This window comes from Pseudomonas sp. GM18, assembly GCF_000282195.1.
Taxonomy (GTDB): domain Bacteria; phylum Pseudomonadota; class Gammaproteobacteria; order Pseudomonadales; family Pseudomonadaceae; genus Aquipseudomonas.
Window position 1 is genome coordinate 39,623 of sequence record NZ_AKJT01000069.1, and the last position, 14,890, is coordinate 54,512.

At 56.0% G+C, this 14,890-nt stretch carries 12 protein-coding genes, 1 tRNA gene and 1 pseudogene; 8 read left to right on the forward strand and 6 right to left on the reverse strand.

Features of this window, described 5'->3' with window-relative positions; genetic code table 11:
- The first annotated feature begins 5 nt into the window (after positions 1-5).
- From PMI21_RS10960 to PMI21_RS10940, 5 genes are all read left to right on the forward strand, one after another.
- A complete protein-coding gene (locus tag PMI21_RS10960) occupies positions 6-701 on the forward strand; it encodes an ABC transporter permease (protein ID WP_007939468.1) in 696 nt (231 codons plus the stop codon).
- Positions 698-1,387: an ABC transporter permease gene (locus tag PMI21_RS10955; protein ID WP_007939469.1), complete on the forward strand. Its 690-nt coding sequence runs from the start codon at positions 698-700 to the stop codon at positions 1,385-1,387. The genes PMI21_RS10960 and PMI21_RS10955 overlap by 4 nt, the downstream gene beginning before the upstream one ends.
- The gene (locus PMI21_RS10950; protein WP_007939470.1) at positions 1,368-2,597 is read left to right on the forward strand and encodes a methyltransferase; all 1,230 of its coding nucleotides are present in this window, start codon (positions 1,368-1,370) and stop codon (positions 2,595-2,597) included. Before PMI21_RS10955 ends, PMI21_RS10950 begins: the two co-directional genes overlap by 20 nt.
- 556 nt (positions 2,598-3,153) lie before the next feature.
- Positions 3,154-3,229, forward strand: a tRNA-Thr gene (locus PMI21_RS10945).
- A gap of 171 nt (positions 3,230-3,400) precedes the next feature.
- Complete coding sequence (locus PMI21_RS10940; RefSeq protein WP_007939471.1) at positions 3,401-4,723, forward strand: tyrosine-type recombinase/integrase; 1,323 nt, start codon at positions 3,401-3,403, stop codon at positions 4,721-4,723.
- A gap of 9 nt (positions 4,724-4,732) precedes the next feature.
- Here the strand turns inward: PMI21_RS10940 and PMI21_RS10935 are convergent, their stop codons facing one another.
- A complete protein-coding gene (locus PMI21_RS10935) occupies positions 4,733-6,721 on the reverse strand; it encodes an RNA-binding domain-containing protein (RefSeq protein WP_007939472.1) in 1,989 nt (662 codons plus the stop codon).
- Between the two features lie 1,144 nt (positions 6,722-7,865).
- Here PMI21_RS10935 and PMI21_RS0128200 point away from each other — a divergent pair.
- The 3 genes and pseudogenes from PMI21_RS0128200 to PMI21_RS10930 all read left to right on the forward strand — a co-directional run bounded on the left by PMI21_RS0128200 (position 7,866) and on the right by PMI21_RS10930 (position 11,687).
- Positions 7,866-8,846, forward strand: a pseudogene (locus PMI21_RS0128200) (integrase domain-containing protein).
- Positions 8,843-9,118 carry a hypothetical protein gene (locus PMI21_RS29015; protein ID WP_080932528.1) on the forward strand — a complete coding sequence of 92 codons (276 nt, stop codon included), beginning with the start codon at positions 8,843-8,845 and terminating at the stop codon, positions 9,116-9,118. The pseudogene PMI21_RS0128200 and the gene PMI21_RS29015 overlap by 4 nt, the downstream one beginning before the upstream one ends.
- Positions 9,119-9,314: 196 nt before the next feature.
- Complete coding sequence (locus PMI21_RS10930; protein ID WP_007939477.1) at positions 9,315-11,687, forward strand: TOTE conflict system archaeo-eukaryotic primase domain-containing protein; 2,373 nt, start codon at positions 9,315-9,317, stop codon at positions 11,685-11,687.
- 366 nt (positions 11,688-12,053) lie between these two features.
- On the opposite strand, the gene PMI21_RS10925 is transcribed toward PMI21_RS10930, so the two are convergent.
- From PMI21_RS10925 to PMI21_RS10905, 5 genes are all read right to left on the reverse strand, one after another.
- Positions 12,054-12,398, reverse strand: a complete 345-nt coding sequence (locus PMI21_RS10925; protein ID WP_238541224.1) for a hypothetical protein — start codon at positions 12,396-12,398, stop codon at positions 12,054-12,056.
- The gene (locus PMI21_RS10920; RefSeq protein ID WP_007939479.1) at positions 12,364-12,762 is read right to left on the reverse strand and encodes a carboxymuconolactone decarboxylase family protein; all 399 of its coding nucleotides are present in this window, start codon (positions 12,760-12,762) and stop codon (positions 12,364-12,366) included. Before PMI21_RS10920 ends, PMI21_RS10925 begins: the two co-directional genes overlap by 35 nt.
- Before the next feature lie 316 nt (positions 12,763-13,078).
- On the reverse strand, positions 13,079-13,789 hold the full coding sequence (locus PMI21_RS10915; RefSeq protein ID WP_007939480.1) for an SDR family NAD(P)-dependent oxidoreductase: 711 nt from the start codon (positions 13,787-13,789) through the stop codon (positions 13,079-13,081).
- 43 nt (positions 13,790-13,832) lie between these two features.
- Positions 13,833-14,489 (reverse strand): DsbA family oxidoreductase, encoded by a 657-nt coding sequence (locus tag PMI21_RS10910; RefSeq protein ID WP_007939482.1) that lies wholly within the window; start codon positions 14,487-14,489, stop codon positions 13,833-13,835.
- The gene (locus PMI21_RS10905; RefSeq protein WP_007939483.1) at positions 14,486-14,707 is read right to left on the reverse strand and encodes a tautomerase family protein; all 222 of its coding nucleotides are present in this window, start codon (positions 14,705-14,707) and stop codon (positions 14,486-14,488) included. The genes PMI21_RS10910 and PMI21_RS10905 overlap by 4 nt, the downstream gene beginning before the upstream one ends.
- Between the last annotated feature and the right edge of the window lie 183 nt (positions 14,708-14,890).

Below are 14,890 nucleotides of genomic sequence, written 5' to 3' on the forward strand. Positions count from 1 at the left end.
AATCCATGATTATCGACCTCTACGGATTCGGCCCGGCGCTCGCCGCTGGCGCGCTGATGACTGTGAAACTGGCACTCTCGGCCTTGTGCCTGGGGCTGGTACTCGGTCTGCTCGGCGCCTTGGCCAAGACTTCCCCGTACAAGCCGCTGCAATGGCTTGGCGGCACTTATTCAACGCTGGTTCGCGGCATCCCGGAATTGCTCTGGGTGCTGTTGATCTACTTCGGCACAGTCAACCTGATGCGTGCGCTGGGTGAGTTCTTCGGCAATCCCGAGCTCGAACTCAACGCCTTCGCCGCCGGCGTGATTGCACTGGGGCTATGCTTCGGCGCTTACGCTACGGAAGTGTTTCGCGGTGCAATTCTGGCGATCCCCAAAGGTCACCGTGAGGCCGGCGTGGCCCTGGGTCTGTCGAAATTCCGCATCTTCACCAAGCTGATCATGCCGCAGATGTGGCGCATCGCCCTGCCGGGCCTGGGCAATCTGTTCATGATTCTGATGAAGGATACTGCGCTGGTGTCGGTCATCGGCCTGGAAGAAATCATGCGTCACGCACAAATCGGCGTGACCGTGTCCAAGCAACCGTTCACCTTCTATATGGTGGCCGCCTTCATGTACCTGGGCCTGACCATTCTGGCCATGACCGGCATGCACTTCATGGAACGACGCGCCGCTCGCGGCTTTGCGAGGAGCACCCAATGAATTGGGAAGTCATCATCAAGTGGCTGCCGAAACTGGCTCAGGGCGCGACGCTGACCCTGGAACTGGTGGCCATCGCCGTGATCGCCGGGTTGCTGCTGGCGATTCCACTGGGCATCGCTCGCTCGTCTCGACTCTGGTATGTGCGGGCATTCCCCTACGGCTACATCTTCTTTTTCCGTGGCACGCCGTTGCTGGTTCAGCTGTTCCTGGTCTACTACGGCCTGGCGCAGTTCGACGCGGTGCGTAACAGCTCGATGTGGCCGTACCTGCGCGATCCGTTCTGGTGCGCCACCGCGACCATGACCCTGCACACCGCCGCCTACATCGCCGAGATCCTGCGTGGCGCGATCCAGGCGATTCCACCGGGCGAGATCGAAGCGGCGCGGGCGCTGGGCATGTCCCGGGCCAAGGCGCTGTTCTTCATCATGCTGCCGCGTGCTGCGCGCATCGGCCTGCCGGCGTACAGCAACGAAGTGATCCTGATGCTCAAGGCCAGCGCCCTGGCCAGTACCGTGACCCTGCTGGAACTGACCGGCATGGCCCGCACCATCATTGCCCGCACCTACCTGCCGGTGGAGATCTTCTTCGCCGCGGGCATGTTCTATCTGCTGATGGCCTACGTGCTGGTTCGCGGCTTCAAGCTGCTGGAGCGCTGGCTGCGCGTCGATGCCTGCCAAGGGCGTTGATGCCTGCGTGCTGACGGGCGAGACCCTGCTCGCCCGCTTCGCTGCGCTGGATGCTTTTCTGATCGAACATCAGGCGCTGTGGAAGCCCCGACCGTTTACCCATCTGCAACTGCCCTGGGAAGCGTCTTACCCGGAGTTGGCGTTGTGGTTGCGCGGGCGGTCGCTGGAAGATGCGGAAAACAGTCATAACCAGCCTTGCTGGCTCGATGCGCCGGAGCCGTTTGCTTCATTGGCGGCGATGTCTCTTGAGCTGAGTGCGGTGGGTGAATTGCCGGCTCGTGCACTTGAAGCGGCGGGCCATCGGTTGAATGTGGATGTGCCGGGGCGCAAGTGGCAGCAGATTGAAGCGTTCGCCGGTTGTTTGCAGTTTGCCCATGCACCGACGCATTGGCTGGACTGGTGTTCGGGCAAGGGCCATTTGGGGCGACGCCTGCTGCAAACCGGTCAACAATTGACCTGCCTGGAATACGACCCGGCGCTGGTCGAAAGCGGCCAGGCACTCAGCCAGCGCCATCAAATGCATGCGCTGCATGTCGAACAGGATGTACTCGCGCCTGGCGCAGCCTCTTTATTGAACGCCGATCACACGCCCGTAGCGCTGCACGCCTGCGGGGATCTGCATGTGCGACTGATCCAGCTCGCCAACGCCGCCGGTTGCAAACAACTGGCCATCGCACCGTGCTGCTACAACCGGATCAGTCTGAACACCTACCAGCCGCTTTCCTGTGCGGCCGAGCGCTCCGACCTACACCTTTCCCTCGATGATCTTGCGCTGCCGATGAGCGAAACCGTCACCGCCGGCGCTCGCGTCCGACGCCAACGCGACACCTCCATGGCCCGGCGCCTGGGGTTCGACCTGCTGCAACGGCAACTGCGCGGTGTCGACGAATACCTGCCCACCCCTTCCCTGCCCAGCGCCTGGCTGGACAAACCCTTCGCCGATTACTGCCGCGATCTAGCCGCACTCAAAGACTTATCCACAGTCGGCACGCCAGATTGGGCCACACTGGAAGCCGCCGGTTGGCAGCGATTGGCCAAAGTGCGCAACCTGGAGCTGCTGCGAGGCCTTTTCCGACGACCGCTGGAATTGTGGCTGGTACTCGATCGGGCACTTTTCCTCATTGAGCAGGGTTATGTCGTTCGTCTCGGCACCTTCTGCGAATCTCCGCTCACTCCGCGCAATTTCCTGCTCCTGGCAGAGCGCCCTTAAACAGCCGAAACCTGTGGATAACTCTGTTGATGGAATTCTCGTGGATCCAATATCCACGCTATTTTACGCCTAAAACACTACTGGTCATTTTTTGTTCACAAAAATAAAAAACCCGTAAAACAGGCATTTGCGGACAAATGAGAACGAGTCCACAAAAGCGCAATGAACAAGCAGATTCCGCCAGCCCGTTGTGCATAAGCATTCAATCAAAACGACATAACCGCCGAATTTCGGACATCACGGGCGGAAAATTGCGCTCATAACGTCCCTCGCCTAGACCAGCATGCAAGGATGTCGGGCTGGACGCGCTCCAGCTCTGTAAAGGCCACAAATTCAGCCACCCCGTCACCGACGCCGAAACCTCCTCGCCACCGCCCCGCAACGCGCCGAACAGGCCAAAGCCCAACTGCGCGCCCTGCAAAACAGCCGAGCCTGACGCCCCCTGCAGAAACTCAAGAAAGTACTGCTTCGCGCCTGACCGAAAGCCTGCGCAAAAATAGTCTGAATTCAGGGGTTTACAGAACTAACCCAATCGCTATAATCGTCGCCCTGACACGCCGGTATAGCTCAGATGGTAGAGCAACTGACTTGTAATCAGTAGGTCCCGGGTTCGATTCCTGGTGCCGGCACCATACAAGGTTCCAGAGAAGGCTTTCAAAATCTCTGGAACCCCCGAAAAACCCGCCTTCTGGCGGGTTTTTTCGTTTTGGCGTTCCATCGGTTTCCGTCAGAAACTGGTGGGTTCCAACCGTTTTAGGGGTAGTGTTAGGGGTAAGGTAATTCGATAAAGGGGGAGTACCCTTATGTCGCGCACCACTGCTCCACTCTCCGATTCGGCTTGCCGCTCAGCCAGGCCCACCGACCACGCTTACAAGCTTTTCGACGGCGACGGCCTCTACCTTCTAGTCCAACCCAATGGCCGTAAAGGCTGGCGTCTCAGGTATGTAAAACCTGATGGCCGCGAAGGACTGACCTCGTTCGGCAGTTACCCCGTGGTTGGCCTCGCCGATGCGCGCAACAAGCGCCTGGAGGTCAAGCGGATGCTGGCGAAAGGCATCGACCCCATAGAGACCAAACACCAAGCCAAGACGCAGGCCGCAATCAAAGGCCGAACCTTTGAAAACGCCGCACTGGACTGGCACAAAGCGATGTCTGCCAAATGGGCTCCGGGCCATGCCAAAACCGTCCTAAGCCGCCTCAAAACCCATGTCTTCCCGCTGATCGGCGCTCGCTCTATTGTCGATCTGGACACCCATGACCTGATGCAACCTCTGGAAGCGATCCAGAAACGCGGCACGATTGACGTCGCTTTAAGGGTACAAAACTACCTACAAAGCATCATGCGCGAGGCGAAACGTGCTCGACAGATCGCGGCAAACCCTGCCTCCGACCTTGAAGGTTTGATCAAAGCCCCGAGGGTGATTCACCGCCCTGCTTTACCCTTATCGCATCTGCCTGAATTGCAGGAGCGTATCGACACCTACAGAGGCCGCGCACTTACCCGGCTGACGGTCATGCTCTCGCTGCATGTGTTCGTCCGCTCCAGCGAACTTCGCTTCGCCCGCTGGAGCGAGTTCGACCTCAAGCGCGGCACTTGGGAGATACCGGACACTCGACCCGCACTGGACGGCGTCCCCTTTTCAACAAGGGGTACGAAGATGGCCGGGGATATCCACCTTGTACCCTTATCGCCGCAAGCCGTGACCCTGCTTGAACAGATCCACGCCCTCACCGGCAAATTCGATCTGGTGTTCGCAGGCGATGCCAAGCCTTGGAAGCCCATGTCTGAAAACACGGTGAACAGCGCACTCAGAAAAATGGGCTATGACACCAAAACCGAAATCTGCGGGCATGGATTTCGTTCGATGGCCTGTAGCGCACTGATCGAGTCAGGATTGTGGTCCGAGACAGCCATTGAAAGGCAGATGAGCCACAAGGAACGCAACAACATCCGCGCCGCCTACATTCACAAGGCTGAGTTCATCGAGGAGCGCAGGCTGATCATGAACTGGTGGAGCCGGTACCTAGAGGTCAACCGGCAGGAGCATGTCACTCCACACGAGTTCGCGAACCAGACCGGGGCGAGCGTCACGCGGCTCAAGGCGAAAAGCCGCTTGAGGGAGTAGGCCGTTGACCTACTCCTCGTCCTGTCCACCCATGTGCGCTTTGTACGCCTGCCTTTCATGAGTCGGCTTGGACGGAAATGCCAACTGAATCTGCCTACTTTTCACCATTCCATTCAGGTACTGCTGACGGAGGGCATCTGGACTGCGCTTTACCAAATTAGCCAAAACATTGAGCGTCAGGTAGTGCTCCTTGCATAGGGTGAGAATCACCTGTTGCATACGATCCTTTTGCATGCGCTCTCGATTGCGCGGCTCCTCAGCCAGTATTTCGAGCCTTTCTCGAAACCCTGCATCAAGCCTGTCCAAAGCATCGATCAGCGGCGCGTCAATATGATCGCTCAACAAGCAACCATCATCGTTTCGCTGCATATCCAGCTCGACCTTATGTTCGGAGCTACCTGCGTTATGTTCGGAGCTAGCCCCGTTATGTTCGGAGCTGCCGGCGTAATGTTCGGAGCTCTGTAGCGGACCTGCGAACACTTGCTCCGGCGTAGGCAGTTGCTCACCCGGCAGGTGATAAATCATGCCCCGTGAGCGCCCGTCGGGCACAAGGAACCCCTCGCGTACCAACCGTGCAAGCAGTTGGCTCAAGTCATGAGCATGAGTATCACAAATCTCAAGGAGACGATTATGGCTGACCACCCGCTCAATCGCGGCTGTGGCCAAAATCAACCTAGCAGTATGTTCCAAGCTCTCGAAACGAACCCCAAATCGCTCTCGTAACTGCTCCACCACCCCTTCTGGAAGCAAGTCCAACATGCGAAGCTCAAGAAGGGTTTGCTCGGGCTCGGGCTTTTCATAAAGGGCTGGCGGTCGCCAATGCTGGCTGCGCCACCCGCTGTAGATTTTTGGAACCCCAGAACCACCACGCTCGCCAAGGCCGATAAGAAGAAACATTTGGTGCATTAGCCTGTTCCGGCAATCGCTGGTACCACCTTGCAACACCTGCTCAAGGGGTAAACGTAAGCCGCCAGGATTGCGAAAACCAAACAAGTCAGGACGCTTCACGACTAACACAGAAACCCGCCCGGTATAGTCGGCATGGACCAAGGTATTAACCAAAGCCTCGCGCAGAGCTTCATGTACCGGTGTGTCATCCTGGCGCTGATCACCTTTGAGAGCGAACGGTACCTTTAAGTCCTCAACCAACTTGCGATAAACCCGCCGGTAGAAATCAAACAGATTTCCTGACCAGGTTCCATCAGGGACGAGCCTATCCACCCAACGTAGTTCTGTTTTGGCGTACGGCCGCTCCTGATAGTCCACAAAGTAATGCGGCACACTCTCTTGGATCGAAAGCCAGCGTCCGAACATGAGTAAACCTGCCAGAGTCAGCCCTTCGACTCCGTTCGCGCGGTCCTTACGCCAACCTCCTATCTGTCGGAGAAACTCAATCCCTTGGTGCTCCAGCGCTGGATGGCTTGGTTTTATGTCGCTTAGCATCTGGCGGTAGATACGCAGACTGTCCGGATCAATGTCCGCGAAGTCGTAATTCGGCAAAATCCGCTCGTCCCGACAGTCCTCCACTTGCTCTGCGAACATGCGGCGAACATCTTCCTCAGAGCAACGCCGATCACCCTCATGTAATCGACGATAAGTGTTACCTAGCGGCTGACCATTGAGAAATACCGGCTTCTGCTTACGCGAAGCCGCCGGGATTTTCACTTCAAGTACCTGCTTGCCCTCCAGCTCTCTGACGACCACCTCCCGGTCAGTCAGCAGATTGACACTGACCTTGGCCGGATTGTTGAGGGTATTGAACAGGTCAGTACGTACTTTCTCGATATTTGATAGGCCTGCGACGCTGAACTGCCCATCCTTCTCGCGCACGCCAAGCAGTACTACCCCACCCTGAGTGTTAGCAAAAGCGGAGTAGGTTAACCAGAAATCCTTAGGCAACTCTCCCTTCCCATCCTGCCCCTGAGCGAGCTTGCATTCGAGCTCGACAGATTCAACCAGCGAGGGCAGGTCTTCAAGGGTGTGGGGATTGAGTGACATCAAAGACTTCCTAAATGATCAGCCGGCTTCACGTAGCTGCAAAAGGTCGAAGAAAAGACATACGTGCGGGGATTGTACTCAGTCTTCCATAGTCGCACGCAACTCGACGAGCGGAGACTGATCATGAACTGGTGGAGCCGATTCCCAGTCACTCATCAGCAGGAGGATGTCACTCCTCACGACTCTGCACGAATGTCACACGGCCAAAAGCCAATCGCGGCGCAGCAAAGTAAGCGTACGTTCTCGAAATCTCGATGATCCGCTTGTCCACGCGGGTCCATCCAAGCGGGGCTGCAAAGCCGCCCTGCTTGGATGGACCTCACTTAAAAAATCTAAAGCCCACGCAACTGCCTGTGGAAAACCACTGATTTCCACCGGTGGATAATTTCATCCACAGCCGCAGAACTCCCGAAAATTCGAGCCTTGACCCGAATTATCCACAGGCGTAGAAAAGATCGGGCAAAGCGCTGTCGTTGACAGCAACCCAGGTAGCCAGAACCTTTGAGGCTACGCCACACCGTGGTGGTTCTCCCAAAGTGCGATTAGCGTCCGGCGGCTCGCACGGTCACAGCGATGTGATGGATGCCTACTTTTATCAGTGTGCCCACTGCGGCAACTTATCCCCTTTCATAGCTGCCCTGCAGCAACCTATCCGCTTGGCCATTTCCTTGCGCCAACCTGCGCCCGTCTCTTTCTCCCGGAAAGAGACGGGCGCTCCTACCGCTGCTGCCGCCCAACTCGTACAAGGCTTTGCGGCATTTCCCCTCGTGACAATCGGCGTGACAAACACCGAAGTCACCAGCAACAGCGATGCAGATGATGGTGCCGCCGCCCACGGAATGGACTGCACCTGACTGACAGTCAGGCATGCCCCGGTCACCGCATCACTACCTTCACTCGACTCAGGATCTCGCGGCATTGGTCTCGTCAGCCAGTGCAGCCTCCACCCGCCCACTTCTTTGGAAGTGATCAGGAGGTCAGATCATGAGATGCCCAAGCTCCCGGCCGTAAAGAGCCGCCAGTCCTGCGTTAGAGGACAACCCTCACAGGTCGCAGGGGCCTTGATCCCTGATAACACTCAACATTCGTGGCGGGATGACGTGAGGAAGGTTTGAAACTTTTTGGCTTCGAGAGGAGTTCGATCATGGCACTGGTAGGTAAACGTGGCGGGCGCAATTTTGGCTATGGCCGGCAACTGAGTTATGCCGGGCCGCAGGCGTTAAAAGACATGTTCGGCGGAGGGCATTACGGGACCGTCAAAGCGCACAGTGATCGTTGGCTGGCATTTGTACGATGGTGTCGGTCTGAGGATGGGCCCGGGTTTAACGATGCGAGGTAAATTGATTGGCGGACCTTGCTGGACTACGCCGGTCATCTGCGTCACCAAGTTGAACAAGGCGCTATCAGCATCGCCACCGCGCAAAACCGGTTGTCCAGCGTAAACCGAACCATGGCCGCACTTCGCGGTGATCAGTATGTGAAAGTGCCGAGTCCGAGCAAGACGCTGGGAATGCGGCGGAACAGTGTTCGTCGCTCGGTGCCGCCAGGCCAAGACCGCGAACACGTGAAGCGGATCGTCGACGTGCTCTGCGAACACCAAATGCCGCGTGCGGCGGCCATCGCCCAGTTGGCGCGAGCCACCGGCATACGCTTGCGCGAGGCCATCTTGGCCGACCTTCCGCGCCTGCGAAGAGAAGCCGAACACTACGACAAGATCAACATCCAGGATGGCACCAAAGGTGGCCGCGGCGGCGCAACCGCGCCTCGTTGGATCAGGGTGGATGACCATATTCGCGAAGCGCTCAGGTACGCCGAACAGGTCTCTCCCGACGGTAGCCGCAACCTGCTGGCACCGAACGAGAGCTACCTCGATTTCCAACCGAGTGTCATACGCCCCGCCCGAGACATCCTCCATACGCACAACCTCAAAGGCTTCCACGAATTGCGCGCGGCTTATGCATGCGAACGCTATGAGCAGATCACCCATCACCTAGCGCCCATCAACGGTGGCAGGGGCAGGCGCCTCGATCCATGCCTTGATCGAGAGGCACGCTTACAAATCAGCTATGAGCTGGGACACGGTCGAATCGACGTGGTATCGGCGTACATCGGTGGTCGGGTATGAATAAACCATTCGATATGGAGATCTTCTTGGCTGGGGCACTGACTGGAGCACATGCCACACGAGAACGTCACATCCGCCAGGCCAAGACTATTCAAGCAGCCATTTCTGAACGCTGGAACCGAGATAATCCATGGACATGGCAAAGAAAGCATCTCGTTTGGTTTTTGAACCACCACATGAACTCAAACTCGAAATCGACGCGCTACTACTACCTGCTGACCACAAGCCTGATCACTCTGCGCCTAGGAAAATCCTGGAATTTTCAACGTTAGCCGAATGCCAGCAACTGCGCGCTCTGTATCCCTAACTGGCAGATTGAGCCAGCCAACAATTTGATTGGGATTAGGGCGGACCTCTTGAGCCCCTGAACCTAACCTCTGTTGTTTGATAACCTCTATGTTTTACTGATGGACTGAGGGTTGTGGCTCGAGGCTACAGGCTTCACCTGAGACGTAGAGGCTGAAGGCGGTGATAGACACTAGTCTGGTGGCGAAGCTAAGGGCTGAGAATGCAAGATTGGTTGCCTTGCTGGATGCTCATGGCATCGAATGGCGCCCGCCTGCTGAGCCAGTCAAGATAGCGATTGTCCAAGCAGAACAATCACAGCAACTCGATACTGATGGAAAGCTTGCCCTATTCCGAAGCTTGTTTCGTGGTAGGACGGACGTTTATCCCATCCGCTGGGAAAGCAAGGCAGGCAAATCAGGATACGCACCCGCTTGCGCAAACGAATGGAAGCCTGGTGTTTGTGAGAAGCCCCGAATTAAATGTGGCGACTGCGGTAACCGCCAGCTGCTTCCGCTGACCGATGAGGTGGTCTATCGCCATCTGGCGGGCGAAGTGGTCGTTGGTATCTACCCCCTACTCTCTGATGACACTTGTTATTTTTTGGCAGTCGACTTCGATGAGGCCGAATGGCGTGATGATTCCAAAGCTTTTGTACAGTCATGCCATGAGCTGAACGTCCCGGTGGCGCTGGAAATATCGCGCTCAGGCCAAGGGGCTCATGGCTGGATTTTCTTTAAGCGTAATGTTCCTGCCTGCGATGCGCGCCGCCTCGGTGCCGCAATCATCAGTCATGCCTGTGAGCGCACCCGCCAGTTGGCGCTCAGCTCCTATGATCGACTGTTTCCAAACCAGGACTATATGCCCAAAGGCGGCTTTGGAAATCTCATCGCGCTCCCTTTACAAAAGCGGGCCAGGGCCCAAAACAATAGCGTTTTTGTAGACGACTCGCTTGAGCCTCATCCTGATCAATGGGCCTTCCTGGCATCGATTCAGCGCATGAGTCCAGAAGATATCCAGCCCGTTATTATCCAGGCGATGGATAATCGGGACCCTCTAGGGGTCGCCTATGTCGATGACGAAGGTGATGCAGAACCTTGGAAAGATCGTGAATCGAGATCACGTAAATTGACATGCCCGTTGCCTGTTGCTGTCAACATCACGCTGGCTAACTTAATTTACTTTGAAAAGTCGGAATTGCCACAGCCATTGGCAAACCAGCTTGTCCGGCTCGCTGCCTTTCAAAATCCTGAGTTCTACAAAGCTCAGGCCATGCGCATGTCAGTGTGGAACAAGCCAAGGATTATCGGCTGTGCCCAGAACTTCCCCAAACATATTGCGTTACCACGTGGCTGTTTGGATGCTGCGCTGGAGCTTTTAGAGGAAAACGGGGTTACCCCTATTCTTAAAGACGAACGCTTCGCGGGCGACCCCATCGACGTGAGCTTTCTCGGGACCCTGCGTTCTGACCAAGAGGCTGCTGTCAGCGCAATGCTAAGTCATGACACCGGTATCCTCTGCGCACCGACAGCTTTCGGTAAAACAGTGAGTGCTGCTGCGTTGATTGCCGCACGTGGCATTAACACGTTGGTGCTTGTGCATCGGACAGAACTATTAAGGCAGTGGCAAGAGCGCTTGCAGGCGTTCTTGAGAGTCGGGAATGGTGTCGTTGGTACTCTTGGGGGCGGAAAAGCGAAACTTACAGGCATCATCGACATTGCCGTAATGCAGTCGTTATCGCGAAAAGGCGAGATCAGCGATCAGGTAAAAAATTACGGCCAGATCATCGTTGATGAGTGTCATCACCTATCAGCAGTGTCATTCGAGGCACTACTGAGGAGCGCTACAGCGCAGTACGTACTGGGACTCACTGCAACCCCAGTGCGCCGAGATGGACAGCAGCCCATTATTTTCATGCAGTGCGGACCGATCCGACATTCTGCTGCTCGACCTGCGAGTGCGCCCCATGACCTATCTGTCGTGCCTCGATTGCTGCCCAAACCAATAGTGGTCCCCGACGGCTTTGGGATTCAGGACGTTTTTCGGCGTCTAGCCGACGACTCTGAGCGGACAGCCAAAATCGTCTCGGAGATTGAGCTGGCGTACAACGAGGGTAGAAAAATTCTAGTGTTAACGGAGCGGACGGAACATGTGGATGCCCTTGAATTAGAATTGAAGCAGCGCGTGCATAACCTTTTCACGCTTCATGGGCGAGTGCCTAAGAAACAGCGAACTTCCCGTATGAATGAGCTTGAGTCCCTTCCCCCTGATGCTCCACGAGTGCTGCTGGCAACAGGAAAACTAGTAGGTGAAGGCTTCGATCATCCGCCGTTGGACACGCTGGTGCTGGCAATGCCCATCTCATGGAAGGGTATCCTTCAGCAATATGCGGGACGATTGCATCGATCGCATGCCGAAAAGGCCGACGTGAGAGTGATCGACTTCGTTGACGAGGGTAATGTCGCGCTGATGAGGATGTGGGATAAGCGCCAGGCGGGTTACAAAGCGATGGGCTACCGCATGGCTGATTCCATGACCACCATGGACCTACTCTAACTCTAACGTGGTTGACAGTTGACACATCAACGGCCCAACTCTCATAGACGAATGACCGGCCGCTGTGGGGGCAACTCCGGCCCTTCGCCATTAGTCACGTCAAGCAAGATCCTCAGGCGCGCGAGGTCCTTGAGGTAGTTTTAGAGGTAGAATCGCACAGGTCTTTAAGTATTAATCAGCTAACTCAATAACTTATTAGATCGTTCGACTCCTGGTGCCGCACCATACAAAACGAAGCCCTCGCAGCAATGCGAGGGCTTTGTTGTTTCTGGGGTTGTAGAATCTGCTTCCACCCGACCTTGATAGCCCCAACCTAAAACGCACGCCAATACACCCGCCAAGCCTAGGTTGACGTAGTCAGCATGCTCAAATCGTGCGGGTCTTTTTTGCTGCCCCTTTGCCAAGCAAGGAAGCAGTTTCCACTTCCAGCATCAGCAACACCATTTCCGTCAACTCGGCGTCGGATTTCTGTCCGGCATAGAGATCATGGAGTGCTTTGGCGAAGGGGATGCGCAGGTCTTGGTTTTCTTCGCGGGCGGTATCGCTGTATTGCATTAGTTCGCTGATGGCTCGCAGCACAGCCGCTTGCCACCGAGCGGTGGTCCTGGGACCATCGCTGGTGATTGCAATCAACTTATCCTTCGTCAGCTGGCGAAGGGCAGGTTCTCGCAACGGCTTAAGCGGCTTTGGGTTGCGAGTGATCTTTGACATACCGGACGATACTCAGCGTTTCCTGCCGGAACTGCTCGTAGTCGATCTGCTGGGCGTTAATAAAGGTGCTGCCCATCATGGTCAGCGAGCCCATAAAGCTGGCTTCGGAAATTTCCTCGTCGCTCGCGCCAAACAAGCGCGCGGCTTCGGTATGGAACAGGGCGCAATACTTGCAACGGGTCGCCCCGGATACCGCCAGACCTATCAACTCCTTGTACTTATTAGGAATCTTGGTATCTGCCAGCCAGAAATCCCGGGCTACGCCCCAGAATCCGATCGCGCCGCCTTCCGGCATCTGCTTGATCCACTCCGGAACCAGACCCAGGGTCTGTTCAATTTCCTGATAGGTATCACGAATGGCCATTTGACACCTCCTTACCTCTGTAGAGACATCTTCTATAGAGATATAACTAGTTTAGTTCGCTGGCGGCCATGCCAGAGCCGGCTGCAGCACGACTTCAGCAAATGAACTCTTAACCATCGTAGAAACAACAGGATGGATTTAGACTTTTCGGGAGCAATGACGTACCGCTCAGTACCTGGAGTTATCAGACTTGGCGGGTTGGCTAAGAGACGATCTTCGGATGATGCACGTGCTGGTAAAGCGTGCGCCATACAAAACAAAGCCCTCGCAAAAAACGCGAGGGCTTTGTTGTTTCTGAAGTTTGAAAAAACAGGTCTTAGTGACCCGCACTCTGCCCGCCATCAACGTGCAGAATTTCCCCGGTGACAAAGTTGGCGCTATCCAGATACACCACAGCCTGAGCAATATCACTGATCTCGCCCATATGCCCGATCGGGTGCAAATTCCCCAGCGCTTCATGGGTTTCCTCATCATGCATCGGCGTTTTGATGATGCCGGGGCTAACCGCATTCACTCGAATCCCGCGCTTGGCGTACTCGATGGCCAGGGATTTGGTCGCCGCGTTCAAGCCACCTTTGGTCAACGAAGCCAGTACCGATGGCACACCGTCAATGGCGTGGTCCACCAGGCTGGTGGTGATGTTGACGACGTGGCCTTTACCCTGTTTTTCCATCTCGGCAATCGCAAGCTGAGTGATGTAGAAGAAACCATTCAGGTTCACCGATAGCACCGCGGCATAGTCTTCAGGGGTGTAGGCAGTGAACGGCTTGGCGACGAAGATCCCGGCGTTGTTGACCAGGGTGTCGATGTGGCCAAAACGTGCGATCGCTTCACGAATGACTTGCTGAGCGACTGCCGGGTCGCCGATGTCGCCCGCCACGGTGAGGATGTCCGGGTCGGTGGACGGTTTGATCGAACGCGAGGTGGCGACAACCTTGTAATCGAGATCACGGAAAGCCTTGACCATGCCTGCGCCGAGACCTTGGGATGCGCCAGTAATAACGATGACTTTTTTCGAATTGCTCATGATGAACCTCTACTCATAAATGATGGTTTGAAAAAGTGATTAATCAGGCTTCAACAGGCGCCTGCGCCATTTGTCTCAACATCTGTTCGTAGTACTCGACCGATTGCGAACCGGACACCAGGTGACGACCGTTCAGCACCATGGCCGGTACCGAATTAATCCCGCGCTCGCGGTAAAACACTTCAAGCTCACGCACTTCCTGGGCAAACGCTCCGGATACCAACACTTCACGCGCACTCGCCGCATCCAATCCCACTTGCGTCGCTAGTCGAACCAGCGTTTCGCGATCGTTCGGATTCTGGCCGTCGGTGAAATAAGCACGCAACAAGGCTTTCTTGAGTGCGACCTGCCGCCCTTCCTGCAACGCCCACAACAGCAATCGGTGAGCATCGAAGGTGTTATGGAAGTGGGTGCGCTTCTCCAGATCGAACTTGAACCCGATGGCCTCACCACGAGCGATCTGCATCGCTTTACCGGCGGCGACGTCCTCGGCGCTGCGCCCGTACTTGCGCATCAAGTGTGCAACCGCGTTCTCGCCTTCCGCCGGCATGTCGGGGTTCAGTTCGAAAGGCTTGAAAGTCAGCTCGACCGAGACCTCACCCGCCACGTTCTCGATCGCTTGCTCCAGCGCCGTCGCACCCAAGGCACACCACGGGCACACCACATCGGAAACGAAATCAATGGTGACGGAGGCGGTCATGACTGCCCCTCCGCCTCAGCCAGTTGCTTGCGGTACTGGGTGGTGGTGATACCGGCATAGCCCCAGTTATCGGTGTCGACTTCCTCGATCACGATGTGGGTCAGGTCCGGGCGTTTGTTGAGGACGCGTTCCAGGGTTTCAGTGATTTCGGCGATCACCTGAGCTTTCTGCTCTGAGGTAACACCATCGCGGGTAATGCGTACGCTGACAAAAGGCATGATGAGTCTCCAGTGACCTGCCCTTCGGGATGAATGGGTAGGTGGGTGGAGTTCAATGTAGGGGGTTGGTTTGGGGGGATAAAGGTGGGGGCGGGAACATCATTAGTGACGTGATGTAATGAGTTCAGTTGTAACGTGTCGCTATTTTTCGGTTTTAGCGACACGTCTTGATTACATGTCGCT